Here is a 25,610-nt window from a genome sequence, read left to right as displayed (position 1 = left end):
GGGCGGCCCGGTGCGCGCCCCCGGTCGCCTACCGGCCGCTCTCGTGGACGATCTCGCCGCCGACCACGACCGTCTCCGCGACCGTGCCGGGGATGTCCTCGGGTGCGGCCCGCAGGATGTCCCGGGACAGCACCACGAAGTCGGCGAGCTTGCCGACGGTCAGCGAACCCCGTTCCCCCTCAAGGAAGTTGGCGTACGCGGAGCCCATGGTGTAGGCGTGCACGGCGGTCTCCACGCTCACCGTCTCCTCGGGCTGCCAGGCCGCGCCGCCGGCCAGCGGCCGCCGGGTGAGGGCGGTGTAGATGCCGATCATGGGGTCCATCTCGGCGACGTTCCAGTCGCTGGAGAAGGCCAGCACGGCGCCGGCGGAGTGCAGGCTGCGCATCGGCCACGCCTTGTGCCAGCGCTCGGGGCCGACGTTCTCGGCCCAGTCCTGGCCGGGCCCGGCGATCTCCGGGGCGCAGTGCCGGGGCTGCATGCAGGCGACCACGCCCAGCTCGGCGAAGCGGGGGGTGTCCTCGGGGTCCAGGCATTCGACGTGCACGACCTGGTGGCGGGCGTCGCGCGGGCCGTTGGCGGACCGGGCCGCCTCGACGGCGTCCAGGACGGTGCGGATGCCGCGGTCGCCGGTGGCGTGCACGAAGCACTGGAAGCCGCGGGCGTCCAGCTTGGCCAGCAGTTCACCGAATTCGGCGGCCGGGTAGAAGGTCTCGCCGCGATGGTGGCCGCAGCCCGCATAGGGCGCCAGGAGGGCCGCGGTGCGGGGTTCGACGACGTCGTCGATGTAGAGCTTGAGCGGGCCGACCCGCAGCCGGTCGTCGGCGAAGCGCTGGGCGGCGGCCGCGAAGTCGTCCAGGTCGGCGTCGGTGGTGCCGCGCGGGTGGAAGAGCGCCGCGACGATCCGGGAGCGGAGCCGGCCCTCGGCCCGGGCGCGCTCGAAGAGGGCGAGGTCGTCGAGGGAGTTCTGGGGTTCCACGACGGTGGTGATGCCGAACCGGACGGCGTCGTCGAGGCTCTTGGCGAGCCGCCCGTACTGCCGGTCGGCACCGGCCCACGGCACGCCCAGTTCCTGGAGGGCGCGGTGGCCGTCGCGGGAGAGGCCCTTGACCGCGAAGTCCTTGATGAATCCGGTGGGTTCGCCGGTCTCCGGGTCGGTCTCGGCCTCGCCGAACGGCAGGCCAGTGTGGTCCCGGTCGATGCCCAGACGGCGCAGGGCGGCGGTGTTCAGCCAGGCGGTGTGCACGTCGTAGCTGAGGACGAAGGCGGGGGTGTCGCCGGTGGCCGGGTCGAGGTCGGTGGCGCGGGGCATCCGGCCGCCGGGGATCGCGGAGTAGTCGAACGCCTCGGCCTCGATCCACTCGGCGTCCGGGTGGGCGGCGTGCCAGTCGCGGATCCGGCGGTGGATGGCGTCGAGGGTGCGGACGCCGGCGAGTTGGACGCAGGCGTCGTCGGAGCCGAGCCGGACGTGGTTGTGGGCGTCGATGAATCCGGGCAGCACCAGCCGCCCGCCGGCGTCGACCACCGTGGTGCCGGGTCCGGTCCACCGGGCGGCGTCGGCGTCCGCGCCGAGCCAGGCGATCCGGCCGTCGCACACGGCGAGCGCCTGCGCCTCGGGCAGGTCGGGGTCGACGGTGTGGATGCGGGCGCCGGTGAGGACGAGGTCGGCGGGGCCGGCCGGGGCGGCGGTACGGGACATCGGGGGATCTCCTGGGTCGTGCGGTGGTACGGGACGTTCGGGTCGTCGGGGGTGGTGCGGGAGGGCGGGCCGGTCAGGTGGCCGGGGTGGTGGCGGCGACCGTGCGGCGGGCGAGCGCCCAGTAGGCGAGGCCGGAGACGAGGGCACCGAGGAGGGTGAGGTCGGCGCCGCCCAGAGGGGCGACCAGCGGGCCGGTCCACAGTTCGGAGTGGCAGGTCAGGGCGGCGAAGACCATGCCGAGCAGGAGGGCCGCCAGGCCCGGGGCGTGATACCCGGCGCGGTACCAGTACCTGCCGGCCGGGCCGGTGTGCAGGGCCCGGGTGTCGTACCGGCAGCGGCGCATCAGCATGTCGGCGAGGAACACGCCGCCCCAGGGAGCGAAGACGATGATCAGCAGGGAGAGGAACGAGAGCAGCGACTCGGTGAAGTCGGCGAGGAAGAGGGCGCCCAGCGCGCCGAGTGCGGTGACGGTGGCGCTGATGAGGATCGCCTTGGCACGGCTCCAGGGGATGCCGAGGACCTGGAGGTTCAGGCTGGAGGAGTAGAGGGTGACGATCGAGTTGGTCACCGAACCGAGCAGCACCAGGGCCAGGAAGGCGGCCTGGAACCACGCCGGGAGCAGCCGCTCCGTGCCGGCCACCGCGTCGGTCATGTCGGTCCGGGTGGCCGCGGCCGCCCCGATCACGCCGAGCGCGACCGAGGAGAGGAAGCCGCCGAGCGCGCCGTACCAGGTCAGCGAGCGCAGCGAGGTGGACTGCGGCAGGTAGCGGGTGTAGTCGGCGGGCATCGGCACGTACGAGACGGGGCCGGCCAGCATCACCACGAACGCCAGGCTCCAGCCCGCGGCGCCGGCCGGGCCGGCGGGGGCGGTGGTGTGCGCCCCGGGCAGCACCAGGACCAGCAGCACGGCGAAGCCGACGGCCAGCACGTACGCCATCCAACGTTCGGCGAACTGGACGGTGGCGTGGCCCCACATCGCCACCACGAAGGTCAGGGCGAGAGTGATCAGCAGGGCCAGGGCTCGGGTCGGGGTGCCGCCCTGCCAGCCCAGGTCGGCGAAGAAGGCTTCCAGGGCGAGGGTTCCGACGACCGTGTTGACGATGGTGTAGCCGATGCTGACCACCCAGTTGAGCAGGCCGGCGGGCCAGTTGCCGCGGGCGCCGAAGGCGGCGCGGGAGATCACCAGGGTGGCGGTGCCGGTGCGGATGCCGCTCAGGCCGGCGGCGCTGATCACGAAGAAGGCCAGTCCGCCGAGCACGATGACGGCGGTGGCCTGCCGGAAGGAGAGGCCGAAGGAGACCGCGAGGGCCCCGTTGATCACGTAGGTGAAGGTGAGGTTGGAGCCGAACCAGAGCCAGAAGACGTCGCGGGCGCTGCCGTGCCGCTCGTCGTCGGGGATGGGGTCGATGCCGTGGGTCTCGACCTTGAAGACCTCGTCGGTCTCCGGCTGGGCACCGGACGTGCCGCGCCGAACCGCGCGGTCGTCCGGATCGGCGGTGTCGACGCTCCCGGTGTCCGGCTGCTGCTGTGCCATCGCGCCCGCCTTTCCGTACCCACACATCTTGAATGCCGTTCTAAGTTTTAGAACGGCATTCAAGATGTGTGACCGCTGCCCCGGTCGTCAAGACCTCTGCGCGAATTCGCCGATAGGGTCGGCCGGAGACGGCACACGAGCGAAAGGCACCACCGGTGGCACGGGCGGTACGACGGCGCGACGGGCACCTCGCCCAGGAACGGATGCTGGAGGAGGCGATGGCGGCCATCGCCGAGAACGGGCTGGCCGCGCTCACCATGTCCGCCCTCGCCGAGCGACTGGGCACCAGCGGCGGCCACATCCTGTACTACTTCGGCAGCAAGGACCTGCTGCTGCTGGAGGCGCTGCGGTGGAGCGAGGCGGCGCTCGCCGAGGAACGCACGGCACTGCTGGCACGGCGGCTGACCGCGGAACGCAAGCTCGACCTCTTCCTCCAGCTCTACCTCCCGCGCGGACCGCGCGACGCGCGCTGGATGCTGTGGATCGAACTATGGGCCCGCACCCCCTCCAACGAGGCGCTGCACCGCGCGCAGGAGGAGATGGACCAGGGGTGGCAGGACGACCTGGCGGCACTGCTCGCCAAGGGGGTGGAGCGCGGCCGCTTCGCGCCGATGGACACCGCGGCGCGGGCCGATGAACTCCTGGCGCTGCTCGACGGGTTGAGCACCCGGGTCGTCCTCGGGCAGCGCGGCACGGACCACGACCGGGCGCTGGTCTCGGCCCGCTCGGCGGCCCGCCGGCTGATCGGCCTGCCGGAGTGACCCGACCGGGCCATTCGACCCGGCCGGAGGACCCCTGAGGCCCGGCCCGAGATCCCCCCTGAGGCCCGGCAGGCGACGACACGCCCTGGACGGCCGCGCGGCCCGCCGCCGCGGCACACCCGCACCCCGCACCCACCGCCCCGGATTCCCCGCGGCGGGGCCGCCCCGCGGCGCTACCGTGAAGGGGTGACCGCACCCCGCGCCCCGGAACCCTTCGACGCCGGCGGGAACACCTCCCGCCCGGCCGCCGTCACCCACGTCTGGTACGCCGCGTACGGCTCCAACACGCACCCGGAAAGGCTCGGCCACTACCTCACCGGAGGCCGCCCGCCGGGCGGGCGACGCGACTTCCCGGGGTGCCGCGACCCCCGCCGGCCCCGGCGCAGCATGCCGCTCCTGCTGCGCGGGCGGCTGTACTTCGCCACCGAGTCCGCGGTGTGGACCGGCGGCCGGGCCTTCTACGACCCCGACGCCGACGGCGAACTCCCCTCCCATGCCTATCTCCTGACGCTCTCTCAGTTCTCCGACATCGCGGCACAGGAGATGTACCGGGACCCGGGCGAGGACCTCGACCTGACGCAGGTCCTCACCCACGGGCGCGCCCGACTGGGCCCCGGCCGCTACGAGACGCTGGTCTGCGCCGGCCGTCTCGACGGCCACCCGGTGCTGACCTTTACGGCGCCCTGGCGCGGCACGGAGGTCCCGCCGAACCCGCCCTCCGCCGCCTACCTGCGGCACATCGCCGCGGGCATCGGCGCCGCGCACGGCTGGACCGCGCACCGGACCGCGACCCACCTCGCCTCGTGCCCGGGAGTGCACCCTCGGTGGTCGGTCCAGGAGATCGCGGACCTCCTGGCCCCGGACCGGCCCGGCGCCGGCCCGGCGGGACCGCCCGGACTTGCGGAATGACCTCGGGTGGGGTTATTCCGGATTTAGGTGTGGACGTGGCTTTCGTCTCCCCTGAGTAGGGGGTGCACACTGTGCTGTTCACTGACCGCGCGGACGCCGGACGGCGGCTGGCCGAGGCGCTGCGCCATTTGGAGAAGGAAGAACCCGTCGTACTGGGCCTGCCCCGCGGCGGGGTGCCGGTGGCCTATCAGGTGGCCCAGGCACTCGGTGCCCCCCTCGACGTGATCGTGGTCCGCAAGCTCGGCGTCCCGTACCAGCGGGAACTGGGTTTCGGCGCGATCGGCGAGGGCGGCGTACGGGTCCTCAGCGAGGACATCATCCGCCGGGGCCGGGTCGGTCCGGCGGACGTCGACGCGGTGCAGCGCACCGAGGAGGCGGAACTGGCACGGCAGGCCGAGCGGTTCCGGGCCGGCCGGCAGCGGCTGCCGCTCGACGGCCGGACCGCGATCGTGATCGACGACGGCATCGCCACCGGGGCGACCGCGGCGGCCGCCTGCCAGGTGGCCCGCGCCCAGGGTGCCGCCCGGGTCGTCCTGGCCGCGCCGGTGGCCCCACCGGACGCGGCCGAGCGCCTGCGCACCGCCGCCGACGAGTTCGTCTGCCTGTCCACGCCCTACGCGTTCGCCGCGGTGGGCGAGTGGTACGAGGACTTCTCCCAGACGTCGGACGACGAGGTGGTCTCGCTCCTGTCCCAGGCGGCGACCGGTGCCACCGCCGGAGCGGCCGCCGGCGGCCGTGAGCGGGCGGCGAGCGGCGCGGGCGGCACGGAGGAGGTGCGGATCGAGGCCGGACCGGTCCGGCTGATCGGTGATCTCACCCGGCCCGTCGCGGGCTGTCCGGTGGTGATGTTCGCCCACGGCTCCGGCAGCAGCCGGCACAGCCCGCGGAACCGCGCGGTGGCCGCGACCCTGAACCGCGCGGGCCTGGGCACCCTGCTCTTCGACCTGCTCACCCCGGCCGAGGAGTCCGATCGGGCCAAGGTCTTCGACATCGACACGCTGGCCCGGCGGCTGGCCGACGCCACCCGCTGGCTGCGCGCCCGCGAGCCCGTCCCGATCGGCTACTTCGGCGCCAGCACCGGCGCCGCGGCCGCCCTGCGCGCCGCCGCCTACCCCGATGCGGGCATCGGCGCCGTGGTCTCCCGCGGCGGCCGGCCCGACCTCGCGGGCCATTCGCTGCTCTCCGCAGTCCAGGCCCCGACACTCCTGATCGTCGGCGGCGCCGACACCCTCGTCCTGGATCTCAACCGCCAGGCTCAGTCGGCTCTGACCTGCGAGAACAAGCTCGAAATCGTGCCCGGTGCGACCCATCTCTTCGAGGAGCGGGGGGCCTTGGACACGGTGTCCGCGCTCGCCCGCGACTGGTTCACCCGCCACTTCCACCTGCTCCCGGCGTAAAGCCTCACGCCACACGAGAACGGCAGTGGCCGACGGGCATCCCGTCGGCCACTGCCGCCTGTGGGGGAAGCAGCGGCTAGTAACGCAGCGTCCCCGCGATCCCGCCCACCTCGGCGAGCACGCCGTCCGGTACGAACCGCACCTCCGCGCCGGTGTCCAGGGACCGCTCCACGATCGAGTCCACGATGTCGTCGATGGCGTCCCGCTCACCGGGCTCGGCCGGCGTCAGATGGCCGCCGGTCTCCCGTACGGTCTCGCGGTAGTTCTCCTCCACGGCCAGCAGGGCGACCCGGCCGATCTCGGCGCTCTGCCGGATCTCGTCCAGTCCGGCCGCGAAGGTCCGCCGCCCGCGCGCCCGGTCCAGTTCGGCCAGCACGTCGGCGATTTCGGCCTCCGTACGCTTCTCCGCGTACGGGCGGACGGCCTGCCAGAGGGACTCGGACGGTCCGGCGGCCAGCCCGGCCTGCGGTACCTGCGTCACCGCGACCTTGGTGCCGGTGCCGCCCCGCATGACCGTCCCCGCGTCGTCGAAGAGGGAGAGCGCCGGCGCCTCGCCGACCACGTACAGGGGCCGGGGGTCGGCCCTGAGGACCGCGGCCAGTTCGGTGTCCGCCTCGCGCAGGAACCGGCGGGTGTGTTCGTTGCGGAAGGTGCTGGGCACGTCGCCCACCTGCAACTGGTCCTCGGGGTCGGGATCGACCAGGCTGCGGGTCAGCGGGAAGCCGCCGCGCCGCACCTCGGTGAGGCGGTCCATCGCACCGCTCCACAGGCTGACGTGGTCGGCGGAGAGCGCCAGCACCCAGAAGGGGTGCTCGGCGGCGTGCGCGGCGACGAGGTTGCGGGTCAGGAAGGTGTCCGAGAGCACCACCCGGGCCGGAACCGTGCAGCTCAACGACCAGATCTGGTACTCCCCCGGCGCGGCGAAGAGGGCCAGGCCGTCCTCGGCGTGCGTCAGGTCGACCTCCGACGCCGCCTTGTCCAACTGCTCGATGACGTCGATCCGTCGCTCCCGGGAGACGTCCGGATCGGCCTGGAGCCGCTCCTTCGCCTCGGCGAGCATGTTCCGCAGCAGGACCGGGTCCTGCGCGTTGTCCGGCTCACGGCGATGCGTGGGCATCAGCACCGACACGGCCGGATAGGGCCGCTGCCGGCGAAGCTTGGCGAGGTCAGCGGAGCTGAGCGCAGCATGCATCGGAACCCTTCTTTCGACGAGCGGATACACGGAGCTTTCGGTGAGCGGATCGGCTGGTTCGGAGAGCGGATCGGCTGGCACGACCGCACGGAGCACGTCCGGAACGGACTCCCGGCTGCCGGCACCCGGTCCGCCCCCGGTGCTCTACCACACTAAGAACGATATGCCCGATTCTCCGGTGGGGCAGCAGGTGCCGGGGCGGCGCGCTCCGGCCCGTGCGGCAGCGGGATTTCGCCCCCCGACGACGGCGCCCGGCCCCGGAAGCGACCTTGCGGCATCCGTGGTGTCATCGAAGGGAGGACGCCGTGCGCACCACGCGGACACACCCTGCGACGCGTACGGCCGACGCTCCGCGCGGGCCCGCGGAGCCCGCCGGGAAGGACGCGGCGGAGCACACCGCACGGGCCGGCGGGGAGGACGCGGCGGAGACCGCCGCGCGGACCATTCACCAGCACGCTGTGACAGCGGGAGGAACCATGGCCGGCAAGCTGCGAGCCCGGGACATCATGACCGGCGGAGTGCAATGCGTCGGCGCGCACCAGTCGTTGCAGGACGCGGCGAAGATGATGCGCGACCTGAAGGTCGGCGCCCTGCCCATCTGCGGTGACAACAACAAGCTGACCGGGATGATCACCGACCGTGACATCGTCGTCAAGTGCTGCGCCGAGGGCATCGACCCGTCGACGGTGCAGGCCGGTTCGCTACAGGGCAAGATCCACTGGATCGACGCGGAAGCGGACGCCGGCGAGGTCCTGCGCACCATGGAGCAGCACCGGATCAAGCGCCTCCCCGTGATCGACATCAAGGGCGGGCACCAACTGGTGGGCATGATCACCGAGGCCAACCTGGCCAAGAACCTCACCGACGCCCAGGTCGCCGAGTTCGCCACCCGCGTCTACGCGACCGCCTGACGCACCCCGCACGGCGGCCGAGCGCGCCCACCCCTTCCCGCACCCGGCCGCCGGCGGACCCGTCCGACCCCCGCCACCGGGTCCTACAGGTCCGCCTCCTCGCCGAGGTAGAGCCCGGCGAACGACTTGGCCGCGGCCTCCGAGCCGAGCAGCCGCCGCAGCCGGGCCGAGGCCGTCCCGGCACGGAACCGGTCGCCGGACGAGGCCCCGTGCAGCAGCTCCGAGAGCCACTGCGAGAACTCCAGGTACTGCCAGGCCCGCCGCAGCGCCGCCGCCGAGTACCCGGCCAGTCCGCGGTCGTCGCCCTTGTAGTGGGCGATCAGCGCCTCGCCGAGGAGCAGCGCGTCGTTGACCGCGAGGTTCATGCCCTTCGCCGCGATCGGCGCGAGCAGGTGCGCCGAGTCACCGGCCAGGTGCAGCCGGCCGTACGCCATCGGCTCCACCACGTAGTTGTGCATCGCCAGCACGGTCTTCTCGCTCAACGGCCCTTCGTGCAGCGGCCGGGCGCCGTCCGCGGCGAGCCGGAGGCGCAGCTCGGCCCACACCCGGTCGTCGGGCCAGTCCGCCGCGTCGTCGTCGGCCGGCACCTCCAGGTAGTACCGCGTGACCTCGGCGCTGCGCGCCATGTGCGCGCCGAATCCGCGCGGGTGGATGCCGAAGACCACACCGTCCGCGGACGGCGGCGCCTCGGCCAGCACCGCGAGCCAGGCGACCCCGTGGTCGTAGCGGGTGAGCCGCACCTGCCCGTCGGGTATCGCGGCCCGGCTCACCCCGCGCGCCCCGTCGGCGCCGACGATGTGGTCGCAGGCGATCCGGTGCCGCTCGCCGGTGTGCGGATCGCGGTACGAGACCGCGGTCTGCGGCCCCTCGATGTCGTGCAGTCGCACGTCCCGCACCTCGAAGCGCACCGCGCCGCCCGCCCGGTCCGCGTACGAGGCGAGCAGGTCGCCGACCAACAGGGGCTGCGGATAGACGAAATGCCGCCGCCCCGACAGCCGGGCGGTCCGCACGGTGTGCCGGGCCCCGTCGCAGCGGAACTCGAACTCCCCCTGGGTCTGGGCCCGTTCCAGCAGCCCGTCGGCGAGGCCGTGCCGGGCGAGCGCCCGCACCGCCCACTCCTCGACGAACCCGGCGCGCGGCCGCCGCTCGATGAACTCCCGGCTCTCCGCCTCCAGTACGACGCAGTCGACACCGGCGGCCCGCAGCACGTTGGCCACGGTGAGCCCGGCGGGTCCGGCCCCGATGACGACGACGGCGGTGCGGGAGGGGGGCGGGGCGGCGGGAGAGGGGGAAGGTGAGGACACTGCGGGTGGTTCCCTTCGGGCCGAGCGGAAGATCGCTCGCAGTATGGCGGTCGGCCGAAAACATGCGCCCGGCGCCCCGGTTCCCGACGCTGCTCGACCACCGCCCAATCCCGTACGGCCACTGCCATATCCGCACGTAACTCCCCACCCCACCGCGCCCGGGAGCGACCCGGGACGGCCGCGGGCCCCTGTGGCGCGTATCCACAGGGGCCCGGTCCGGCGTGCGTGCGCCGCGGCGGCTCAGGAGGCGTCGTCGCGGTCCTTGAGGGAGTCCTTCACGCCCTGGACGCTCTCCTTGGCGTTGCGCATGGCGCTCTTGGCCTTGCCCTTGGCCTGGTCGGCCCGGCCCTCGGCGGCCATCCGCCGGTCGCCGGTGGCCTTGCCGGCCACCTCCTTGGCCTTGCCCTTCATCTTGTCCGGCGAGCCCTTGTCGGCCATGGCGAACTCCTTCGTTCGGTGGGGAGGATGCGAAGCCTCGGCGGGGACGCGAAGCTCCGCCACCACGCTGCCGCAGCTCACCACCGGCCGCATCCGGAGCCCGGACCCACCGCACCGCTCGGTGCGCGGTCCGGCCCCCGTCCGCCGGCCCGGCGGTCACCCGAACGGCCGCCCCGGATCGCCCCTCCGCAACGGGCCTCCTAGCGTCGAACGACGCGGGGCGCCGCACCCGCACCGCCGCCACGAGGAGGCCGACATGCACAGGCTCATCGCCGTGCCGACCGTGCTGCTGGCCCTGGCCGCCGCCGGCTGCGGGACCGTGGACGGCGTCAGGGACGCACCGGCCACCTCGTCCGCGTCCGGCCCGGGCGCGGCCCCGAACGGCACCCCGGCCCCGCAGGACTCCCCCACCATCCCGGGCCAGCCGGTGAGCTGCGGCGAGATCGCCGGCGTACTGGGGCAGGCACACGGTGTCGCGCTGTTCGCGGACCCCGGCGCCGCCGGCACGGTGGGCTGCCCGGAGGCGCTGGCGGTGATGAAGGAGTTCTTCCTGCGGGCGCCGCCGCAGTCGGGCGGCCCGCCGGGAGCACTGGCCGTGCAGGGCTGGTCCTGTCGGTACGACGGCGGCCCGACCGGCACCTGGATCACCGAGTGCCGCCGCGGCGAACGCGCGATGCACACCGAGGACACCGGCCAGGGCGGACCCGGCGGCCCGCCGGACGCGTCCGAGATGCCGGGCCTGCCCGACGAGTCCTCGCTGCCCATGGGACAGCCGTCGACCACGGAGCTGTAGGCCCGGCCGCCGGGGCAGGCCCTAGCCAGCCGTGTCCGGTTCCGCTTCCGCCATGCCCTGGAACCACGTCGGGCCGGCCTCCAGCGCCTTCTTGATCCGGCTCAGCGCGTAGTCGTCCAGCGCCGGGAGGGCGTCCGCCGGGAACCAGCCGACCTCCAGCGACTCGTCGTCGTTGACCCGCGCCGTGCCGCCGACCGCCCGGCAGCGCAGCGTCACGTCCATGAACTGGCACACGTCGCCATTGGGGTAGTGGGTCGGCGGCATGGTCTCGACGAGGACCACGCCCTCGGGGACGACGTGCACCGCGGTCTCCTCGTACACCTCGCGGACCGCGGTCTCGGCGGGCTGCTCACCGGGCTCGGGGATGCCGCCGATCACCGACCAACCGCCGGTGTCCGCCCGCTTGCCCAGCAGCACCCGGCCCGCGTCGTCGAACACGACCGCACTCACCCCGGGCAGCCACAGCAGCTTCGTGCCGATGTCGGTCCGGAGGTCGCGGATGAATTCGGGGATCGCCATGCCCCGACCCTACGGGACCGGACGGACGCGACCCCGACGTGCGGCGCCGTGCCGGACAGGGACGGCACCCCGAGGCCCGCAACGGGTGCCGCACGACAGACGGGACTTCGCGGACCCGGCCTAAGCCGTCGAGGCCGGGCGGCGCAGCCGGAGCCGCTCGCGGACGCAGCGCACCGCGCCCTCGGCGTCGTCGACGGTGACGGTGAAGGTGCGCCCGTCACCGAGCCGCAGCACCATCGCCTCGCCGCGCCGGACGACCACGGCCGTGCCCTGCTCGGGGCGCCAGCGGTAGCCCCAGCCGCCCCAGTGGCGCGGGGTGACCCGGGGCGCGAAGTCGGCGCCGACGACCGAGTCCAGGGGGATCCGGCGGCGCGGTACTCCCATGTGGCCGCACCGCACCTCCAGGGCCTCCTCGTCGACCCGGACCGCGACGTGGACGAAGGCGAGGGTGCCGAAGAGCACCAGCAGACCGGCCGCGACACAGCCGACCACGGCCATCACCAGGGGCGCCAGGCCGGAGGTCCAGGTGCTGTTGACGGCCAGGTCGATGCCCAGCGCCAGACAGGCCGCGCCCACGGCGGCCAGCAGCCACTGGACGCGGTTGGACGCGCTGCCGTGCCAGACCTCGGGAATCTCCGCATGGGAGCCGCCGGCCGGACGGACACCGGCCGGACCGCCGTCCGTGCTGCCGTGCTGATCGGGGGCTGCGGCCCCCTCGTGGGGGTGGTCCCTCATGAGACGCAGCGTACGCGCCTTCGCACGCTGCGGCAGTGCGCCGGAGCACTGCGCCGCTCCGGCCGACGGGTCACACGGTGCGCGGTGCGGCCGGGACGGCGCCGGCGAGCAGCCGACCCTCCTCGTAGGCCAGCACCACATCGGGCAGGGAGCCCGAGCGGCCGCTCAGGAGCACGCTGAGGGTGCCGGTGGGGGCGGCCGCGGGGGCCGGTTCGGTGCCGATCCGGCGGAGGGCCTGGGCGGCGACCGCCTCGGCGGAGCCGTACAGCACCAGCGGCGGGGTACCGGGCTGCTGGAGGGCCGCCCGGATCCGTTCGGCGACCAGTTCGTAGTGGGTGCAGCCCAGGACGACGGACCGGATGTCCCGCGGGGTGTTCGCCGCGGCGGCGGCCACCGCGGCGTCGATCGCGGCCTCGTCGGCCTGCTCGACGGCGTCGGCGAGGCCGGGGCAGGGCACTCCGGTGACCGTGACGCCCTGGGCGAAGCGGGCGATCAGGTCCTTCTGGTACGGGCTGCCGGTGGTGGCGGGGGTGGCCCAGATGGCGACCGGGCCGCCGCCGGCCGCGGCGGGCTTGATCGCCGGGACGGTGCCGATGACCGGGATGTCCGGTTCCAGTTCGGCGCGGAGCGCGGGCAGCGCGTGCACCGAGGCGGTGTTGCAGGCGACGATCAGCGCGTCCGGGCGGTGCGCGGCGGCGGCGCGGGCCACGGCCAGGGCGTGCGCGGTGACGTCGTCGGGGGTGCGCGGGCCCCACGGCAGGCCGTCGGGGTCGGTGGAGAGGACCAGATCCGCGTCGGGCCGCAGGTGCCGTACGGCGGCGGCCGCCGGGAGCAGGCCCGTTCCGGAATCCATCAGCGCGATCTTCACCCGGACACTTTACTCAACGGTCCGTCCCGCTTGTCATACCGGGCCGGGAAGGACCGGAATGGGCGGGCGCCGCGACGGCCCCGTTCCCCTGCCGGCCGGAGCGCGTGTCGGGTCCCGGTCAGCGGCGGCCACGGTGGGGCAGACTGCGGCCGTGGAAGCGATGGAGTGGATCGGCGCCGGGTCGCTGCTCGCCTGGCTGTGGCTGCTGCTGGGGCAGGGCTTCTTCTGGCGGACCGACGTCCGGCTGCCGGCCCGCCGGGATCCGGACCGCTGGCCGTCGGTGGCGGTGGTGGTGCCGGCACGGGACGAGGCGGCGGTGCTGCCCGCGAGCCTGCCGACGCTGCTGGCGCAGAAGTACCCGGGCCGGGCCGAGGTCTTCCTGATCGACGACGGGAGCACGGACGGGACCGGCGCGCTCGCCCGCGAACTGGCGGCCGTCCGCGGCGGGCTGCCGCTGACCGTCGCCTCGCCCGGTGAGCCGGAGCCGGGCTGGACCGGGAAGCTGTGGGCGGTCCGGCACGGCATCGCGCTGGCGCGGGAGCGCACCGCCCCGGAGTACCTGCTGCTGACCGACGCCGACATCGCCCACGAGCCGGACAGCCTGCGGGAGTTGGTGGCGGCGGCCCGTTCCGCGGGGCTGGACCTGGTGTCGCAGATGGCCCGGCTGCGGGTGGCGACCGGCTGGGAGCGGCTGATCGTGCCGGCCTTCGTGTACTTCTTCGGGCAGCTCTACCCGTTCCGGTGGGTCAACCGGCGCGGCGCCCGGACCGCGGCGGCCGCCGGCGGCTGCGTCCTGCTGCGGCGGGAGGCCGCGGAGCGGGCGGGCGTGCCGGAGGCGATCCGGCACGCGGTGATCGACGACGTGTCGCTGGCGCGGGCCGTGCAGGGGTCCGGCGGGACCGTCTGGCTGGGCCTGGCGGACCGGGTGACCAGTGTGCGCCCGTATCCGCGGCTCGCGGAGCTGTGGCGGATGGTCTCCCGCAGCGCCTACGCGCAGCTGCGGCACCGGCCGCCGCTCCTGCTGGGCACGGTCCTCGGGCTGGCGCTGGTCTATCTGGCGCCGCCGGCCGCCCTGTTGGCCGGGCTCGCGGCCGGCGACCCGTCGGTGGCGGCGCTGGGCGGCGCGGCCTGGGCGGTGATGGCCGGGACGTACCTGCCGATGCTGCGCTACTACCGGCAGCCCCCGTGGGCGGCGCCGCTGCTCCCGTTCACCGCGCTGCTCTACCTCCTGATGACCGTGGACTCGGCCGTGCAGCACTACCGGGGGCGCGGCGCCGCGTGGAAGGGCCGCACCTACGGCGCGCCCTGAGCGCTCACTTGCCGGCCGGGGACCAGTTCAGGCCCCAGCCGTAGGCGTGGTCGACGGTGCGCTGGGCGCTGACGCCGGGCGCGGGGACGAGGTAGCGGGCCTCGCGTTGGACGACGAGTTCGCCGCCGGTGTTGGTGATCAGGGCCAGCGCGCAGACGGTGGCCGGCACCGTGCAGGCGTCGAGCGTGAACTCGACCGGGGCGCCGTGCTGCGGCTGGAGGGTGACGGTGGCGTCCAGGCCCTCGAAGCTGCGGGCGCCGGAGTAGATCGTCACGAAGATCAGGATGCGCCGGAAGCGGGCCTGGTGGTCGAGGTTGATGGTGAGGTTCTCGCCGGTGGCGACGGCGCCGGTGCGGTCGTCGCGGTCGAGCTGGATGTAGGGCGGGGCGTACAGGTCGCCGAAGGCGTTGGCGATGGGGTGCACCACTCCGGCCGAGCCGTCGGTGAACTCGTAGAGCGCGCACAGGTCGAGGTCGAGGTCGCCGGAGGGCGGCAGCAGTGCGCCGCGGGCGCCCAGTGCCTCCATCGCCTTGCGGCCGAGCTTCTTGGTGAAGCGTTTGCCGGCGCCGCCCGCGCTCCAGTTGAGGTTGACCCGCATCGCTCCGGAGGTGCCGCCCTGCTTCGTCAACGAAACGACCGGAGCGTCCTTCGTCAGGGTGACTTTCGTCAGCCGGACGGGACCGGGTGCGGGCGCCGGTGCGCCGTGACCGGGCGGGGGCGGAATTGACGCCACCGGTTGACCGCTCGGCAACGGCGGCACGGGGGCGGCCGGCGGCGCCGGGGCGGCGGGCGGCCCGTCCGCCACACTGATGCCGAAGTCGGTGGCCAGCCCCGCGAGGCCGGTGGCGTACCCCTGCCCCACCGCGCGGAACTTCCAGCCGCCCTGCCGGCGGTAGAGCTCGCCGAGCACGAACGCGGTCTCGGTGGTGGCGTCCCGGCTGTCGAACCGGGCGAGTTCGGCGCCGCTCCCGGCGTCCAGCACCCGGACGTACAGGCCCGGTACGCCGCCGAAGCCGCCGCCGTCGGCGGAGGCGGCCAGGACCACGGTGTCGACGGCGGGCTCGACGGCGCCCAGGTCGACGTGGAGGGTGTCGGTCATCGTCCCGCCGGTCGGCCGCTTGCCCTCGTGGCGCACCGCGCCGGAGGCGTGCACCGGTTGGTTGTAGAAGACGAAGTCGGCGTCGTCGCGGACCCTTCCGGACAGCAGGAGCAGCGCGGAGGCGTCCACGTCGGGCGCCCCGGGGACGGGCTGCCAGCCCAGCTCCACCCGGACCGCCGGTGCCGGAACCGGGACGTTGCCGCCCTTGAGCATCGACATCGCCGCGCCTTCCTGTCGTCGTGGTGTGCTCGTGCCCCCGTCAGCGGTGGCTGCCACCAACCTACTTGGCCGGGAACGCCCCGAAAGCCCACTGTTCATCTGCGGGAAGCGCCGTCTTTACACGATTCCTACGGGCGATCGCGACCGATTTTCACAAGTTCGCTCACTTTGGGGACCCGGGGCCACTCCGAACCGGTAAAACAACCCTCTAGTCGGGCTCCCCATTCGACACATCGTGGGCTTAACTTATGAAGCATGACCTCCCCCCGCTCCACTTACAGCGGCGGCTACTACGCATCGCCCTCCTTCCCGGACACCCCCATCTACGACAGCCTCGTCGCAGAGCGGGGTACCCCGCAGATCGCCCCGATCCGGGTGAACCCGTCGCCCTGGGACACCGGTTCCTCCTCGCTGCCGGCGCTGCCCTCGGCACTGCCCGCCCTGCCCGCGGCGCCCTCCGCGCCGTCCGCGGGCGGGTATCCGGGCGCCGCGGCGCAGCCGGTCGCCCCGTTGCAGCACACCCCGGCGCCGTACATCCCGCAGCAGGCCGGGAACCGCGGGTACCCGGCCCCGCAGCAGCACCAGCGCCCGGCGCCGGGCACGGGGTACGAGTCGATGCGGCCGGCCGGCCCGGTCGCGCCGCGGCCCGCCTCGCCGTTCGACGACCCGGGGTACGGCCGCCAGTATCCGCGCGGGTACTGATCCGACCGGTCGACCGGACGTCCGGGGCGGCTGGCAGGATGGGGTCATGCCCGCACCACAGGTCCAGTCGCTGCACGTCTATCCGGTCAAGGCCCTGGCGGGGTCCGGTCCCGGCGAAGCGACCGTCGAGCCATGGGGGCTCGCCGGGGACCGACGGTGGCTGGTGGTCGATGCCGAGGGCCGGCAGATCACCCAACGCCAGCAGCCGGGGCTGGCGTTGGCCCGGGCCGAGGAGCTGCCCGGCGGCGGTCTGCGGCTGACCGCACCCGGGATGCCGCCGCTGGTGGTCGAGGTGCCCGTGCCGGTGGGCACGGTCCCGGTCGAGGTCTTCGGCGCCGTGGTCGAGGCGGTGCCCGCCGGTCCGGAAGCGGCCGCGTGGTGGCAGGGCTATCTGGGCTCCGCGTGCCGGCTGGTGCACATGGACTCCCCGGAGAAGCGCCGCCCCGTGGACCCGCGGTACAGCGAGCCCGGGGACACGGTCAGCTTCGCGGACGGCTTTCCGCTGCTGCTGACCACCACCGCGTCGCTCGGCGCCCTCAACTCCCTCATCGCCCAGGGCGATCACGCCGACGAGGGCCCCCTCCCGATGAACCGTTTCCGGCCCAATGTGGTGATCGACGGCACCGCGCCCTGGGCGGAGGACGACTGGCGGCGGGTGCGGATCGGCGAGGTGGAGTTCCACGTGGCCAAGCCCAGTGGCCGCTGCGTGGTGACCACCACCGACCAGCACACCGCCGCACGCGGCAAGGAGCCGCTGCGGACGCTCGCCCGCCACCGGCGCTTCGGTGACGGGCTGGTCTTCGGCCAGAATCTGATCCCCCGCGGGGCGGGCGTGCTCCGCGTCGGCGACCCGTTCGAGATACTCGACTGACGGCCGTACGCGGCCGCCGTCGCCCTCATTGCGGGCCGGTCGGCAGCTGCCTACAGTGAGCGCACAGCGCCGCCGACGGGACGGGCCGCGGGGGGAGACAGAGAGCTGTTGTGCCGATGCCTGCCAGGGACGCGTTGAGCGAGCGCCTCATTCCCCTGCAACGCCTGCGCCCCGGGGACCACGCCTTCGTGAGCTACGGCGACGACGAGGTGCGGTGGGAGGCCGTCACGGCCTTCGTCCGGCTCGGGCTGGCCCGCGGTGAGAAGGTACTGGTCCTGCCCTCCCCGGACGTGCCGGAGGAAGAGGTGCTGGCCAGGATCGACTTCCCCAGTCGCAGCACGGTCCGGGCGCGCCGGCACGGCCAGCTGGCGGTCACCAGCATGCGGGAACTGATCCGGCCGGACGCCGTGTTCACCGCCGCCCGCCAGATGGGGCAGCTGCACGCGGCGACCGACCGGGCGACGGCCGAGGGGTACACCGGGTTGCGGGCGTTCATCGACATGGGCTGGGTGGCCGCGCTCGGCGCCGACGTGGCGGCGATGGCCCGGCGCGAGACCGGTGCCCATGCGCTGTTCACCGGGCGGCCGTACACCGAGGTCTGCGCGTACGACCGGCGGCGGTTCGACCGGGCGGTGCTGACCGCGATGGAGCAGGCGCATCCGCGCGTCGCACTGGAGCGGTTGGGCAGTCTGCGGACGGTGCACGGGCCGGACGAGGCGGTGGCCTTCGTCGGTGAGGCGGATGCCGCCAATCAGGCCGGGTTCGTCCGGTCGTTGGAGATCGCGCTGTCCCGGACGGCGGCGGCCCGACGGCTCACCGTGGACCTGACCCGGCTGCACTTCCTGTCGGTGGGCTGTGCGGTAGGTCTGCTCACTCTGGCCCGGGGCGCCGCGGGCCACGATCTGGTCGAGGTGCGCTGCGACCGCGGGCAGCACCGGATGCTGCGCCGGCTGGGCGCCGATGCGGTGCCGCGGCTGGCGCCGAGGGAGGTGGTACGGCCGTGCTGAATCCGGAACCGGCCGGTCACGGTCAGGCGGAGGAGCCCGGACGCCGGCTGCTGCAGCGGCGCTTCACCGCGCGGCTGCTGCCGCAGCTGCGGCTGCTGGTCGAGGAGTGCGCCGCCCGCGAGGGGCTGAACGAGCCGCGGCGCGGGGAGTTCGTGCTGGCGGTGGACGAGATCGCGGGGAACGCCGTGGAGCACGCCGGCGGTTCGGGGCGTCTGGTGCTCCAGCGGGTGGGCGACGAGTTGGAGTGCCGGATCAGCGACGCCGGCCCCGGCTTCAGCGAGGCGGTGATCCCGGAGCTGCTGCCGGGCCTGGACGGGGCGCCCAAGGGGCGGGGGCTGTGGCTGGCGCGGCTGGTCGCCGACCGGTTCGCGGTCGCCCCGGGCACCGACCCGGCAGGTCCGCGGGGCGCGGTGGTGACGGTGGCGGTCCGGCTGCCCTGACGGCACCGCCGTACGGGGTGGTACCCGGTCGGGTGCCCGAGGTGTCGCACGCCTCCCGCAGTACCGCCGACCGGCTCCGAGGGCGGGGTTGTTCGCTGACGGAGGCGGCGGTCGTCGGCGGCACCCGCGGCGTGACGTTGATCTCGCTTCCCGGAACCGGCGCATGGGCACGCCGCGATGCGGTATGCACGGACCACGAGAGGGGGCACGATGCGGGCGATCGCGGGCATCTGGCACTGGCGGCACAATCCGCTCCGGCGCCGGACCGACCGGTGGGAAGCATGGCTGGCGCTGATGGCCGCCCTGCTGATCGCCGTCGGGGCGCCCTGCGCCGGCTGGTTCGCCGGCCGGGCCGCGCACGGCGCCCTCCTGGAGGCCGTACGGCTCCAGCGGGAACAGCGCCACCTGGTGTGGGCGACCGTGGACCGGCCGGCGTCCCCCAATCCGGTCGACCCCGACCCCGAGTCGGCCTCGCAGCACCATGTGCACCTACGGGTGATCGCCCGCTGGCCGGGGCCGGGCGGCGCCCCGCGGACCGGGGAGGTGATCGCGCCGCGGCCGGTGGAGACCGGTGACCGGTTCCGCATGTGGGCCGACGAGCGGGGGCGGGCGGTGCCCCGGCCGATGGACGAGGAGACCGCGGCGACGCACGCGGTGCTGGCCGGGCTGGGCTGCGCGGCGGCGGTCGGCGGGCTCGTCGAGGGCGGCCGCCGGCTGGTCGTCCGGCAGCTGATGGCGCGTCGTTTCCGCCGCTGGGACGCGGCCTGGGCCCGCGCTGGACAGGACTGGGGCCGGGCCGGCGCCGGGAGTTGAGGAGCGGCTGGCCAGGCGGCGGACCGTGTCAACTGCCGCCCGCCGAGCGCGCTACGGTGGTGCACCCAGCCTCTCGGCTGGTGCCCCGCAGACCTCAAAGCGGACATCCGCGGACGGATGACTGCGGGGGCGACATCCGCCGTACGAAGTGGGGACACGACACCGCCATGGCACAGGGTTCGGTCCAGGTCGAGCCTACACCCTGGCAAGCTCTATTTCCGCAGGTCAGCAACGAGAAGCCCCGCCCATGCGCCGAGAGAGGCACAGGGACGGGGCCTGTTCACTTGGCCACGGGGCCGTCAGCGGTCTACTTCTCGCCGCCCCCCTGCGGGGTGGGCTCGCGCGGTGCCTCCGGGGGCATGGGTCCGCCGTCGTGCCTCCCACCGTCGTTCTCGGCGACGACCACCAGGTCCGCCGGGTGCCGGAACGGGATGCCGCGCCAGCCTTCGGCGTCGGGCGTGCGCGTCTCGTACGTCTCGACCGCTAGAGCACTCATCCGTCTACCTCCTCTTTCGCGAGGGGCCGCACCGCCGTACCGTCGTAGGCACGGCCCGAAGGTCCGCAGGTCTCTGCGGGTGGGTCACCCGCCCCGGCTGCTCGACTGTCCAGGTTTCCGCCGCCGGGGCGGGAGTCTCAAGTGCCGGTCATCTGGGCGCAGGCGTGGCAGACCCAGATGCCGGGTGCTTCCTCCGTCATCAGATGCCCATGTCGGCAGAGCACCTACTGACGGCCCTTGGCGCGGCAGGTTGCGCACGGGTAGGGGCATGCGGGTACCGGCTGACCCCGGGGCACCGACGTGGTGCCGGAGCGGCCCCACAGGGGGCTGTGGGCCGTGGTCGGCTCGTGGTCGTGGTCGGCCGGCTCGGGGCGGGTCACAGCGTCTCCCGGTGTCCGTCGTGGTGGTTCCGAATTCCCCGGGCGGCGTTGCAGGCGGTCTTCCAGTCGCCGACCTTCGCCGCCTGGTCCCGCTTCGCGGCAAGGCTGGCGCAGGAGGCGCAGCCGGAGGCGGCGTCGCCTTCCAGGAGCCAGGCGTCCAGGTCCAGTTCAACGGGTGTGGTGCTGTACCGGCTCGGGGTCGTCATGCCATCTCCGCGGGTTCCTCGCGTCGTTTGGGTGCTGACCACGCTAGGGAGGGCGTTGTGAGGTGGGCCACTCTGTTGCAGTCTGTTGCAGGTGAGTTACCCGAGGGAGTCGAGGGCGCCTGTGATCAGCGTTCTTGCTTCGGCTCCGTAAACGGCCATTCGGCGCAGGCGTTCGAATGCGGCGAGGTACAGCGTCACTTCGCTGGGCGTTGTCACCGTGACCTTGGCTGCCAGGAGTTCGACGTGCACGCGGTTGTCGTCGAACACGGTGAACGTTTCCGTGCCCCACATGTCCCGGCGGACGGATCTTGGGATGATCCCCAGGGAGACGGCCGGGTATGACATGGCGGCGAGCAGGTAGCCCAGTTGGGCGGCCATTTCGGCGTCATCGGCGACGCGGTGGTGGAGGGCGTCCTCTTCCACCACGAGGACGACGCGGCGGTGTCCGTCTCGGATGATGTGCGAGCGGTCAACACGGGCTGCTGCGGCGCGTGCTGAGTCGTCGGGTAGGCCACGGAAGTCCGCGATGGTGGCGAGGAGGGCTCTGGCGTAGCCCTCTGTTTGCAGGAGTCCGGGCATGAGCCGCGAACAGTAGATGCGGAACCGGCTGGTGCGCTGGTACAGGGGAACGCTGGCTTCTTGGACGCGTCGCAGGCCGGTGCGTTGTCGGCGTCGCCATTCGACGTACATCGAGTCAGCCGAGCGTGACGCCGCAATGAGGTCCTGGGCGTGGTCAGCAGCGTTGCAGGCCCGGCACCAGACGGTGATGTCGGCCTGGGACGGCATGGTCTTGGCGTTCTCGATGCGGGAGGTTTTCGCCTTGTGCCAGCCGCACCGGTCAGCCAGTTCTTGGGTCGTCAGATCTGCGTCCAGGCGTAGTTCCTTCAGCCGCTCCGCGACGGATTCGCGAGCGGCCTGGGCGCTGGAGGAAGGGGACGAAGACACGTTCTGGCTGACTCGGTGCGTAGGGGTTAGACCTGGTACTCCTCATGCGGGATGCCGTGCTCCCACAGGGCTTCGAAGGCTTCGTTCAGGAACTTGACGGTGGCCGGTGTCGAGCTGAATTCGTCGTCCACGAGCGAGCCGTCTCCGGCGAAGTGGTGGACCCGAGCTAGCCGGTCGTCGAACAGCCAGTAGTCGTTTGCGGGTACGGCCAGGTTTGTGGCGTGGCGGCGGGGGAGCCAGCGGACCAGTTCGCCGGCCTCCGTGTTGGCGCGGGTGACGTAGTGCTCCCACCGGATGTACTCCGAGGCCGGTTCGCTCACGATGCGAAGTCGGCGGATCACGACTCCTCGTGCGACGGCGGCGGCGATGTGGTCGTGGAAGGGGCGCCACCACGACGCGCGGTCGTCCCAATTGACGCGTTCGCCTTGTCGCCAGGCTGCGAACCGCTCGTTGTCGAAGTACGTGTCACGCGCTTCAAGGTGCACTGCGGAGCGTTCGGTGTCCTTGATGATCTCAGCGAAGGTCGGATTCGCCTGCTGCGCGTTCTGCGGCATCGCATGCCTTCCGGAGCTGCGGCACCATGCGTGCCGGGATGCGGATCACAGCCTCAGTGTCCGGGATGGACCCGAAGTTCAAACACTCCGCCTCGGTGGCGTCATCGCTCTTCCAGCCTTGGAGGACAAGGTCCGCGGTTGTCTCGTCCACCCATGCGGAGGGGCAGTGATCGTCGTCCGAGTCGGGGTCTTTGCCGAAGAACAGTAGTGACATCGTCTTCTCCCGTTCGAGCGGGTTGCGGCTTGTTGCACGACGATTGCCCTGCCGAGGGGGGCCGTCAAGGGACGAACTCGCGCCAATGCTGAACCGGCAGACGCCCCGCAGTGCTACTGCGGGGCGTTGACCGCTCCCTCGCCGGTATCTCACTGAAGGGGGGAACCTCGTGATCGGTCATCCGGCGAGGGAGCGGTGTTCGGTGGGGCCGCCTGACCCGACTCCCCAGTTCTCGCAGGCGGCCCCGCGCTCCGATCCTTCTGCACCTGAAGGACGTGTGGAGCGGTTCCCGGTCATGGCCGGGCCCGTCCGGATGCTGCTCGCTTCACCCGGACGGGGCTGGTGGACATCGGCGCTAGCCGAGTAGGGGAATGGCTTCCAGCAGCTCGATGCCGCCGCCGGCCGTCAGTGTTCGCAGGGCGGACCGGGTGCGCGCGGCCGTGAGGGGCTGGGCGTGGTCGGTTACGACCTTGGGAGCGATTGAGGTCGGGGCGTGTCGGCCTGGCGGTCCGGCTGGTGGATGATCAGCAGGAGACGCGCCGGGCGAGCACCAGTTCGATGCTCGGCTTGTGACGGGTTGCCCTCCGGGCGGAGCGGTCGGAGACCAGTCCAGCAATCGCGAGGTGGGTCTCGGCGTAGGTCTCGCGGCGGCCGGTGAACCGCTGCAGCGGCCGCCACTGCTTGTACTCGGCGTTGGTGTGCTCCACACAGATCCGCGCGGAGGACTGGCAGCGCGCCGTTCGCGCCAGGCATGGTGCTCGCCGAGCGGCGCGTCGTCCTTCGGCTTCTTCGGCGGCGCACTGACCTGGCCGGGGAACTCGTTGGCCAGTCCCCGGTAGCCCTCGTCGACCTCAGCCTCCACCGTGGGGTGCTGATGGAACTGCTCGGAGATGCTGCAGTCTGGTCGTGCATCCGGCCCGGCCGCACGACTCCGCTGAACAGGGTGCGTCCCTGGCCGTCGCTGAAGGTGGTGGTCTTGATGGTGTTCTGCTTCTTCTCGCCAGAGACGACGCCTTGCGGCCGGGGCGCCCCGCGCGGGGGCGGCGGACCTGCACCTCGGTGCCGTCGATCCGCAGCTTGACACCCTCAGCGTCAGCGTAGGCGAACAGGTCCTCCAGCGAGCGCAACCGAACTCGGGGACGGTCCGGGACGGCGAAGCCGCGGGCCGCAAGCAGCGGGCGGACCTGGCGGATCGCCCCGGAGACAGTGGAACGGTCCACCGAGTACAGCTCCGCCAGCGCCGCGTGCGGCAGCCCCAGCCGCAGGTGAACCAGGGTGACCAGCAGCCGGTCGGTGAACACCATGCGCTGCTTGGGACCCGCACCAGCGGCCCGGCGCCGGGCCCCACCGCGTCGTTCGCGCAGCGCCGACTCCCGGACGGCCTGCCACTTGGCGGCGAGTTCTTCGATCAACTCGCCGAGATGTGCGCGGGCGAGGCCCGTCAGAGCAGGATGGGAACAGGCCGCACGTGCCCAGCCAGTCTTCACAACCTGCTGAACCCGTGCAGCCGTTGCCCGGTTACGGTCACCGCGCCGCTTCCTCCCGGGGCTGCTCCCGGCCGGCGTCCCGCCACGGGAAGGGAGCGAGGTCGGGCTCGATCCAGTCTGTCTTCGCCTGTGAGGAGGCCAGCGTCGACGGACGGTAGAAGCGGGCTGTCAGGAGTCGCTTGTCGAGCAGGGCGGGGTGGTGGTCGGCGAACGCGGTGAAGTCGTCTTCGCCATGTTCGGCCGCGTGGTGACCGACCAGCTCTACCCAGGCCCGGCTGACGGTCGCGTGGTACTTCTGGGGCGCCCCCGCATAGCGGGCGGTGCGCTGGATGCCGTCGCTGACCAGGCCGACCGCCGCGCGCACACCGACCCGCCGCACGGCCAGCCACGTCAGATGGACATGTTCCCGGTGGCCGAACCGATCGGTGGTCGCCATCACTTCGGCCATCAAGGCTTCGAAGTCGGGCGCGTTGGCAGCGTGCGGGGGATGAGCGGTCATGAGGGCACCTCCGTCAGGGCTTGCAGGGCAGCGCGCAGGCCTGCGATCGCGTCCGTCGACAGGCCGTCGAGTGCGCGGTGCTCCAGACCGGCGATGGCCTGTCGGATCGTGGTGGCGGTCAACTGTCCGGAGGAGGTGAGTTCGATGAGCACCGCGCGGCGGTCTCCCGGGCTGGCGCCACGGGTGATGTGGCCGCGTCGTTCCAGGCGGTCCAGGACGCTGGTCAGCGTGGTGGGGCGGGTGCCCACGGCCGCGCCGAGTTCGGACACGGTCCGGCCTCGGCCGTCGGCCAGGTTGGCCAGTGCGTTGATCTCGGAGGCGGTCAGGTCCAGGTCGACGAGCTCTGCGGCGAGCACTTGCAGGGTGGCGTGGGTGGCTCGCTGCAGAGCAAGCAGGGCCGACCACTCAGATGGCACGGATTCGGACTTCACGATTTCGAACTATACGATTTCGTAGTACCTGCTGCAAGCGAGACGAAGCCGCGTCCGGCCTCAATCGCTCCCCACGTCGTTAGCTGGTTCACGGGGATGAATCCGTGGGCGCTGAACTCATGGTCATTCAGGCGGAGGTGGGTGTTGTTGGGGAGTTCGCCGCAGTCCACGACCAGGTTGTACCCCTCCGCGGTTTCGGGGCTGGCCGGCATGTAGGGCAGGGCAAGGACGAGGCCGGGGGGGGCCTCCAGGCCGGTCTCCTCGTACACCTTGCGGCGGAGGGCGTGGGTCGGCGGTTCGCCTCCGACGGCGCAGCCCCCGGGTAGGGACCATGGCTGATGCTCCCGGTCGCGTTTGCGCAGCAGCAGGGGGTGGCCGTCGGCGTTGCGGAAGAGGGCCAGGAGTCCGATGCGGCGGCCGTCGGGGTGGAGGAACTGGTCCGTCATGCTGCGGCCCCCTGCTCCTGGCCTTCGAGCAACTTCAGGTCCTCGCGTTCGGCCAGCGTTGCGGGCATGCAGCAGGAGGCGAGGGCGTCCCAGGGGGGATGGTGCGGCCTGCTGAGCACGAGGCAGGCTCCGTTGATTGCGGTGATGCGGCCAACCTGGCCTCTGGTGGGGTCCTGCACGATTTCGCGAACGTCGAAGCGCATGCGTCTTCCCTGTGGTGGTGGGGCCCGCCCCGGCAGTGACGTCGCCCAACGATGCCGGGGCGGGTGATGGTGGCCGCCCAGGCCGGGCTGGGGTGGGCCTGGGCGGCGTCGGAGCCTGACTGACCCGCCCCCTTTAAGCAGGTCAGTCGGACTCCGTGCTCCCCGTTGTCTCCGGCGGTAGGAGACCGGGAGCCCACGGGCGGGGGTGTGGGCTCAACCGTGGGGAGCGTGC

General features: G+C 73.0%; 31 protein-coding genes. 11 read left to right on the top strand and 20 right to left on the bottom strand.

All coding sequences use genetic code 11. From position 1 onward, the window contains the following. Nucleotides 1-28: 28 nt before the first annotated feature. A complete protein-coding gene (locus tag CG747_RS25035) occupies nucleotides 29-1,696 on the bottom strand; it encodes an amidohydrolase (RefSeq protein ID WP_100604067.1) in 1,668 nt (555 codons plus the stop codon). Between the two features lie 73 nt (nucleotides 1,697-1,769). Further along, nucleotides 1,770-3,230, bottom strand: a complete 1,461-nt coding sequence (locus CG747_RS25030) for a cytosine permease (protein WP_100604066.1) — start codon at nucleotides 3,228-3,230, stop codon at nucleotides 1,770-1,772. A 155-nt stretch (nucleotides 3,231-3,385) separates the two neighbouring features. On the opposite strand from CG747_RS25030, the gene CG747_RS25025 reads away from it, so the two are divergent. The 3 genes from CG747_RS25025 (at nucleotide 3,386) to CG747_RS25015 (ending at nucleotide 6,297) form a co-directional block, all read left to right on the top strand. Continuing rightward, nucleotides 3,386-3,991, top strand: a complete 606-nt coding sequence (locus tag CG747_RS25025) for a TetR/AcrR family transcriptional regulator (RefSeq protein WP_180985698.1) — start codon at nucleotides 3,386-3,388, stop codon at nucleotides 3,989-3,991. A gap of 186 nt (nucleotides 3,992-4,177) precedes the next feature. After that, nucleotides 4,178-4,900 (top strand): histone deacetylase, encoded by a 723-nt coding sequence (locus CG747_RS25020; RefSeq protein ID WP_100604064.1) that lies wholly within the window; start codon nucleotides 4,178-4,180, stop codon nucleotides 4,898-4,900. A gap of 71 nt (nucleotides 4,901-4,971) precedes the next feature. Beyond that, nucleotides 4,972-6,297, top strand: a complete 1,326-nt coding sequence (locus CG747_RS25015; protein WP_100604173.1) for a phosphoribosyltransferase family protein — start codon at nucleotides 4,972-4,974, stop codon at nucleotides 6,295-6,297. A gap of 76 nt (nucleotides 6,298-6,373) precedes the next feature. Here the strand turns inward: CG747_RS25015 and CG747_RS25010 are convergent, their stop codons facing one another. Beyond that, on the bottom strand, nucleotides 6,374-7,489 hold the full coding sequence (locus tag CG747_RS25010; RefSeq protein ID WP_100604063.1) for a chemotaxis protein: 1,116 nt from the start codon (nucleotides 7,487-7,489) through the stop codon (nucleotides 6,374-6,376). 476 nt (nucleotides 7,490-7,965) lie between these two features. On the opposite strand from CG747_RS25010, the gene CG747_RS25005 reads away from it, so the two are divergent. Next, a complete protein-coding gene (locus CG747_RS25005; RefSeq protein WP_100604062.1) occupies nucleotides 7,966-8,400 on the top strand; it encodes a CBS domain-containing protein in 435 nt (144 codons plus the stop codon). An 83-nt stretch (nucleotides 8,401-8,483) separates the two neighbouring features. Here the strand turns inward: CG747_RS25005 and CG747_RS25000 are convergent, their stop codons facing one another. Both CG747_RS25000 and CG747_RS24995 read right to left on the bottom strand, forming a co-directional pair. Continuing rightward, the gene (locus CG747_RS25000) at nucleotides 8,484-9,704 is read right to left on the bottom strand and encodes a 4-hydroxybenzoate 3-monooxygenase (protein WP_100604061.1); all 1,221 of its coding nucleotides are present in this window, start codon (nucleotides 9,702-9,704) and stop codon (nucleotides 8,484-8,486) included. A 240-nt stretch (nucleotides 9,705-9,944) separates the two neighbouring features. Continuing rightward, nucleotides 9,945-10,142 carry a CsbD family protein gene (locus CG747_RS24995; RefSeq protein WP_100604060.1) on the bottom strand — a complete coding sequence of 66 codons (198 nt, stop codon included), beginning with the start codon at nucleotides 10,140-10,142 and terminating at the stop codon, nucleotides 9,945-9,947. A 256-nt stretch (nucleotides 10,143-10,398) separates the two neighbouring features. On the opposite strand from CG747_RS24995, the gene CG747_RS24990 reads away from it, so the two are divergent. After that, nucleotides 10,399-10,935 (top strand): hypothetical protein, encoded by a 537-nt coding sequence (locus CG747_RS24990; RefSeq protein ID WP_100604059.1) that lies wholly within the window; start codon nucleotides 10,399-10,401, stop codon nucleotides 10,933-10,935. A gap of 21 nt (nucleotides 10,936-10,956) precedes the next feature. On the opposite strand, the gene CG747_RS24985 is transcribed toward CG747_RS24990, so the two are convergent. From CG747_RS24985 to CG747_RS24975, 3 genes are all read right to left on the bottom strand, one after another. Then, nucleotides 10,957-11,454, bottom strand: coding sequence for an NUDIX domain-containing protein (locus tag CG747_RS24985; RefSeq protein WP_100604058.1), 498 nt, complete (start codon nucleotides 11,452-11,454; stop codon nucleotides 10,957-10,959). A gap of 120 nt (nucleotides 11,455-11,574) precedes the next feature. Then, nucleotides 11,575-12,189, bottom strand: coding sequence for a hypothetical protein (locus CG747_RS24980; protein ID WP_180985697.1), 615 nt, complete (start codon nucleotides 12,187-12,189; stop codon nucleotides 11,575-11,577). Between the two features lie 70 nt (nucleotides 12,190-12,259). Beyond that, nucleotides 12,260-13,057: a glutamate racemase gene (locus CG747_RS24975; RefSeq protein ID WP_100604057.1), complete on the bottom strand. Its 798-nt coding sequence runs from the start codon at nucleotides 13,055-13,057 to the stop codon at nucleotides 12,260-12,262. A gap of 160 nt (nucleotides 13,058-13,217) precedes the next feature. Between CG747_RS24975 and CG747_RS24970 the strand changes: the two genes are divergently transcribed. After that, nucleotides 13,218-14,366: a glycosyltransferase gene (locus CG747_RS24970; RefSeq protein ID WP_180985702.1), complete on the top strand. Its 1,149-nt coding sequence runs from the start codon at nucleotides 13,218-13,220 to the stop codon at nucleotides 14,364-14,366. A 4-nt stretch (nucleotides 14,367-14,370) separates the two neighbouring features. Here the strand turns inward: CG747_RS24970 and CG747_RS24965 are convergent, their stop codons facing one another. Beyond that, a complete protein-coding gene (locus CG747_RS24965; protein WP_100604056.1) occupies nucleotides 14,371-15,684 on the bottom strand; it encodes a TerD family protein in 1,314 nt (437 codons plus the stop codon). A 255-nt stretch (nucleotides 15,685-15,939) separates the two neighbouring features. Between CG747_RS24965 and CG747_RS24960 the strand changes: the two genes are divergently transcribed. The 5 genes from CG747_RS24960 (at nucleotide 15,940) to CG747_RS24940 (ending at nucleotide 19,517) form a co-directional block, all read left to right on the top strand. Next, nucleotides 15,940-16,386: a DUF6643 family protein gene (locus CG747_RS24960; protein WP_100604055.1), complete on the top strand. Its 447-nt coding sequence runs from the start codon at nucleotides 15,940-15,942 to the stop codon at nucleotides 16,384-16,386. A gap of 46 nt (nucleotides 16,387-16,432) precedes the next feature. Then, entirely contained in the window at nucleotides 16,433-17,257 is an 825-nt protein-coding gene (locus tag CG747_RS24955; protein ID WP_100604054.1) for an MOSC domain-containing protein, read from the top strand. A 116-nt stretch (nucleotides 17,258-17,373) separates the two neighbouring features. After that, nucleotides 17,374-18,264, top strand: a complete 891-nt coding sequence (locus tag CG747_RS24950; RefSeq protein ID WP_100604053.1) for an MEDS domain-containing protein — start codon at nucleotides 17,374-17,376, stop codon at nucleotides 18,262-18,264. After that, nucleotides 18,258-18,704, top strand: a complete 447-nt coding sequence (locus tag CG747_RS24945) for an ATP-binding protein (RefSeq protein WP_100604052.1) — start codon at nucleotides 18,258-18,260, stop codon at nucleotides 18,702-18,704. Before CG747_RS24950 ends, CG747_RS24945 begins: the two co-directional genes overlap by 7 nt. A gap of 210 nt (nucleotides 18,705-18,914) precedes the next feature. Beyond that, nucleotides 18,915-19,517 (top strand): hypothetical protein, encoded by a 603-nt coding sequence (locus tag CG747_RS24940; protein ID WP_100604051.1) that lies wholly within the window; start codon nucleotides 18,915-18,917, stop codon nucleotides 19,515-19,517. A gap of 307 nt (nucleotides 19,518-19,824) precedes the next feature. Here CG747_RS24940 and CG747_RS24935 read toward each other — a convergent pair whose 3' ends face one another. The 11 genes from CG747_RS24935 to CG747_RS24890 all read right to left on the bottom strand — a co-directional run bounded on the left by CG747_RS24935 (nucleotide 19,825) and on the right by CG747_RS24890 (nucleotide 25,378). Beyond that, nucleotides 19,825-20,013, bottom strand: coding sequence for a hypothetical protein (locus CG747_RS24935; protein ID WP_100604050.1), 189 nt, complete (start codon nucleotides 20,011-20,013; stop codon nucleotides 19,825-19,827). A 376-nt stretch (nucleotides 20,014-20,389) separates the two neighbouring features. Then, nucleotides 20,390-20,599 carry a hypothetical protein gene (locus CG747_RS24930; protein WP_100604049.1) on the bottom strand — a complete coding sequence of 70 codons (210 nt, stop codon included), beginning with the start codon at nucleotides 20,597-20,599 and terminating at the stop codon, nucleotides 20,390-20,392. A gap of 96 nt (nucleotides 20,600-20,695) precedes the next feature. Continuing rightward, a complete protein-coding gene (locus CG747_RS24925) occupies nucleotides 20,696-21,544 on the bottom strand; it encodes a helix-turn-helix transcriptional regulator (protein WP_100604048.1) in 849 nt (282 codons plus the stop codon). Between the two features lie 26 nt (nucleotides 21,545-21,570). Further along, a complete protein-coding gene (locus CG747_RS24920; RefSeq protein WP_100604047.1) occupies nucleotides 21,571-22,098 on the bottom strand; it encodes a DUF6879 family protein in 528 nt (175 codons plus the stop codon). Then, a complete protein-coding gene (locus CG747_RS24915; protein ID WP_100604046.1) occupies nucleotides 22,058-22,312 on the bottom strand; it encodes a hypothetical protein in 255 nt (84 codons plus the stop codon). The genes CG747_RS24920 and CG747_RS24915 overlap by 41 nt, the downstream gene beginning before the upstream one ends. Before the next feature lie 524 nt (nucleotides 22,313-22,836). Continuing rightward, nucleotides 22,837-23,019 carry a hypothetical protein gene (locus tag CG747_RS50745; RefSeq protein WP_308303802.1) on the bottom strand — a complete coding sequence of 61 codons (183 nt, stop codon included), beginning with the start codon at nucleotides 23,017-23,019 and terminating at the stop codon, nucleotides 22,837-22,839. 144 nt (nucleotides 23,020-23,163) lie between these two features. Next, the gene (locus tag CG747_RS50740) at nucleotides 23,164-23,724 is read right to left on the bottom strand and encodes a transposase family protein (protein WP_308303801.1); all 561 of its coding nucleotides are present in this window, start codon (nucleotides 23,722-23,724) and stop codon (nucleotides 23,164-23,166) included. Nucleotides 23,725-23,836: 112 nt separating this feature from the next. Then, complete coding sequence (locus CG747_RS24905) at nucleotides 23,837-24,298, bottom strand: hypothetical protein (protein ID WP_100604045.1); 462 nt, start codon at nucleotides 24,296-24,298, stop codon at nucleotides 23,837-23,839. Then, entirely contained in the window at nucleotides 24,295-24,729 is a 435-nt protein-coding gene (locus CG747_RS24900) for a MarR family winged helix-turn-helix transcriptional regulator (RefSeq protein ID WP_100604044.1), read from the bottom strand. The genes CG747_RS24905 and CG747_RS24900 overlap by 4 nt, the downstream gene beginning before the upstream one ends. After that, nucleotides 24,726-25,175 carry an NUDIX domain-containing protein gene (locus tag CG747_RS24895; RefSeq protein ID WP_100604043.1) on the bottom strand — a complete coding sequence of 150 codons (450 nt, stop codon included), beginning with the start codon at nucleotides 25,173-25,175 and terminating at the stop codon, nucleotides 24,726-24,728. Before CG747_RS24895 ends, CG747_RS24900 begins: the two co-directional genes overlap by 4 nt. Beyond that, nucleotides 25,172-25,378, bottom strand: coding sequence for a hypothetical protein (locus CG747_RS24890; RefSeq protein ID WP_100604042.1), 207 nt, complete (start codon nucleotides 25,376-25,378; stop codon nucleotides 25,172-25,174). The genes CG747_RS24895 and CG747_RS24890 overlap by 4 nt, the downstream gene beginning before the upstream one ends. Nucleotides 25,379-25,610 lie beyond the last annotated feature (232 nt).

Source organism: Streptomyces sp. CB02959, from assembly GCF_002803155.1.
Classification (GTDB): domain Bacteria; phylum Actinomycetota; class Actinomycetes; order Streptomycetales; family Streptomycetaceae; genus Streptomyces.
This window is presented reverse-complemented; position numbering and strand designations above follow the sequence as displayed.

Coding starts and splice junctions, on each gene's coding strand:
- CG747_RS25035 (WP_100604067.1), bottom strand. CDS start 1,696: ATGTCCCGTACCGCCGCCCCGGCCGGCCCCGCCGACCTCGTCCTCACC.
- CG747_RS24895 (WP_100604043.1), bottom strand. CDS start 25,175: ATGACGGACCAGTTCCTCCACCCCGACGGCCGCCGCATCGGACTCCTG.
- CG747_RS25005 (WP_100604062.1), top strand. CDS start 7,966: ATGGCCGGCAAGCTGCGAGCCCGGGACATCATGACCGGCGGAGTGCAA.
- CG747_RS24935 (WP_100604050.1), bottom strand. CDS start 20,013: ATGAGTGCTCTAGCGGTCGAGACGTACGAGACGCGCACGCCCGACGCC.
- CG747_RS24950 (WP_100604053.1), top strand. CDS start 17,374: ATGCCTGCCAGGGACGCGTTGAGCGAGCGCCTCATTCCCCTGCAACGC.
- CG747_RS24970 (WP_180985702.1), top strand. CDS start 13,218: ATGGAGTGGATCGGCGCCGGGTCGCTGCTCGCCTGGCTGTGGCTGCTG.
- CG747_RS25030 (WP_100604066.1), bottom strand. CDS start 3,230: ATGGCACAGCAGCAGCCGGACACCGGGAGCGTCGACACCGCCGATCCG.
- CG747_RS24980 (WP_180985697.1), bottom strand. CDS start 12,189: ATGAGGGACCACCCCCACGAGGGGGCCGCAGCCCCCGATCAGCACGGC.
- CG747_RS24940 (WP_100604051.1), top strand. CDS start 18,915: ATGCGGGCGATCGCGGGCATCTGGCACTGGCGGCACAATCCGCTCCGG.
- CG747_RS24930 (WP_100604049.1), bottom strand. CDS start 20,599: ATGACGACCCCGAGCCGGTACAGCACCACACCCGTTGAACTGGACCTG.
- CG747_RS24995 (WP_100604060.1), bottom strand. CDS start 10,142: ATGGCCGACAAGGGCTCGCCGGACAAGATGAAGGGCAAGGCCAAGGAG.
- CG747_RS24990 (WP_100604059.1), top strand. CDS start 10,399: ATGCACAGGCTCATCGCCGTGCCGACCGTGCTGCTGGCCCTGGCCGCC.
- CG747_RS24905 (WP_100604045.1), bottom strand. CDS start 24,298: ATGACCGCTCATCCCCCGCACGCTGCCAACGCGCCCGACTTCGAAGCC.
- CG747_RS24960 (WP_100604055.1), top strand. CDS start 15,940: ATGACCTCCCCCCGCTCCACTTACAGCGGCGGCTACTACGCATCGCCC.
- CG747_RS24890 (WP_100604042.1), bottom strand. CDS start 25,378: ATGCGCTTCGACGTTCGCGAAATCGTGCAGGACCCCACCAGAGGCCAG.
- CG747_RS24965 (WP_100604056.1), bottom strand. CDS start 15,684: ATGTCGATGCTCAAGGGCGGCAACGTCCCGGTTCCGGCACCGGCGGTC.
- CG747_RS24920 (WP_100604047.1), bottom strand. CDS start 22,098: ATGCCGCAGAACGCGCAGCAGGCGAATCCGACCTTCGCTGAGATCATC.
- CG747_RS25010 (WP_100604063.1), bottom strand. CDS start 7,489: ATGCATGCTGCGCTCAGCTCCGCTGACCTCGCCAAGCTTCGCCGGCAG.
- CG747_RS24955 (WP_100604054.1), top strand. CDS start 16,433: ATGCCCGCACCACAGGTCCAGTCGCTGCACGTCTATCCGGTCAAGGCC.
- CG747_RS24985 (WP_100604058.1), bottom strand. CDS start 11,454: ATGGCGATCCCCGAATTCATCCGCGACCTCCGGACCGACATCGGCACG.
- CG747_RS24915 (WP_100604046.1), bottom strand. CDS start 22,312: ATGTCACTACTGTTCTTCGGCAAAGACCCCGACTCGGACGACGATCAC.